The organism is Streptomyces sp. NPDC051555, from assembly GCF_044454405.1.
Lineage (GTDB): Bacteria > Actinomycetota > Actinomycetes > Streptomycetales > Streptomycetaceae > Streptomyces.
In genome coordinates, this window is record NZ_JBITDP010000024.1 from 129,565 (window position 1) to 131,293 (window position 1,729).

General features: G+C 69.0%; 2 protein-coding genes. Both read left to right on the plus strand.

The features are described 5' to 3' along the window. The coding region (locus tag ACIBEA_RS35180) for an FG-GAP repeat domain-containing protein (RefSeq protein ID WP_399267253.1) at nt 1-406 on the plus strand (406 nt) is incomplete at its 5' end. Nucleotides 407-458: 52 nt separating this feature from the next. Continuing rightward, entirely contained in the window at nt 459-1,610 is a 1,152-nt protein-coding gene (locus ACIBEA_RS35185) for a trypsin-like serine protease (protein ID WP_399267254.1), read from the plus strand. The last annotated feature ends 119 nt before the right edge of the window (nt 1,611-1,729 follow it).

The following is a 1,729-nucleotide window of genomic DNA, read 5'->3' on the forward strand; positions in this document are numbered from 1 at the left end:
CGTCGCTGTTCCGGCGGGTGCCGGCTGGGACTGGAACGCGATCGATCTGCGGTCGGGTGATTTCAATGGTGATGGTCGGTCGGATGTGGTGATGGCCTATTACCACGCGGACAGCAAGATCGGTTTCTACACGTCCTTGGCGAATGCGGGTGGTGGGTTCGGGGACTTCACGGTGGGTTATACGGTTCCGGTGAACAGTTGGGATCGTGGGTCGATGAAGTTGGTTTCGGGTGACTTCAATGGTGATCGTCGTGCTGATCTCGCGATGATGTACCGCTTCGGTGATGGTGCGATCAAGATGTACACGGGCTTGTCGGATGCGGCGGGGCACATTCAGCCGTTCACCGCGAGCGTCACCGTTCCGGCCGGCGCCGGCTGGGACTGGAACGCGATCGAACTCCCGTAGTCGACCGGCACGTTCGTCTCCCCTTTCGGGCTCAGCAGACAAGGAAACAGTGATGTTCGCACCTCGCCCCCGCCCCGCGCGGCTTGCCGGCCTCCTCGCCGCCACCGCCGCGATGACGTTCGCGGTCCCGGCAGCCCCCGCCCAGGCCGTGGCCGGTCCCGAAGCCACCACCGCCCAACACCCGTACGCCGTCCGCCTCGCCCTCGGCGACGGGGCCGCCACCCGCTCCTGCTCCGGGACCTTGGTGGACCGCTACTGGGTGCTCACCGCGGCGAGTTGCTTCGCCGCGATCCCCGGCGGCCCGGTCCAGCCGGGCGCGCCCGCGCTGGCGGCCAAGGCCACCCTGAGCAACGCGACGTCCACCGCGATAGTCGAGGTCGTGCAGCGCACCGACCGGGACGCCGCACTGGTGCGCCTCGCCGAACCGGCCACGGGCATCGCGCCCGCCACCCTCGCCGACACCACACCGGCGACCGGGAGCGAGGTCACGGCGATCGGCTTCGGCCGGACGAAGGCGACCTGGGTGTCCGACGCGCCCCACACCGGGACCTTCGTTCTCACGGCCTCCACCGCGACCACCCTCGCCCTCACGGGCAAGGGCGCGGACGCCCTGTGCAAGGGCGACACGGGTGGCCCCCTGCTCGACGCCGCGAACCGGGTAGTCGCCGTCAACTCCCGCTCCTGGCAGGCTGGATGCCTGGGGGCTCCCGCGGCCGAGACGCGCACCGGAGCCGTCTCCGCGCGGGTGGGCGACCTGGCGGCCTGGTTGCGCCAGGTCCGGTTCACGACCGCTTCCCTCGTCAACGTGCTGAGCGGAAAGTGCGTCCTGGTCCCTTGGCACACCCCGGACAACGGGGCCGCGGCCATCCAGTTCGACTGCCTCCCGCAGTACATCGACCAGATCTGGAAGATCACCCCCGTCAGCGGTGACGACTACCAGATCCGCAACACCCTCACCGGACGGTGCCTGTACGTCCCCTGGCAGACCCGGGAGAACGGCGCCCCGGCCCTCCAGATCGACTGCGACGCCCAGTACGTCGACCAGGTCTGGAAGATCACCCCCGTGGGCGCAGGCCGCTACCAGATCCGCAACGGGCTCAGCGGACGGTGCCTGTACGTCCCCTGGCAGACCCGGGAGAACGGCGCGGCCGTCCGACAGGTCGACTGCGACGCCCAGTACATCGATCAGGTGTGGACGATCTGATCCCGCACGGTGCCGGGGCGCGCACTAGGCCGTGTCTGATGGCTCTCGCCCGGATGGTGGATCTACTGCCGTTCCGGGCAGGAGTCGGTCATGGTGCGTCGGCATGAACTGACGAATGC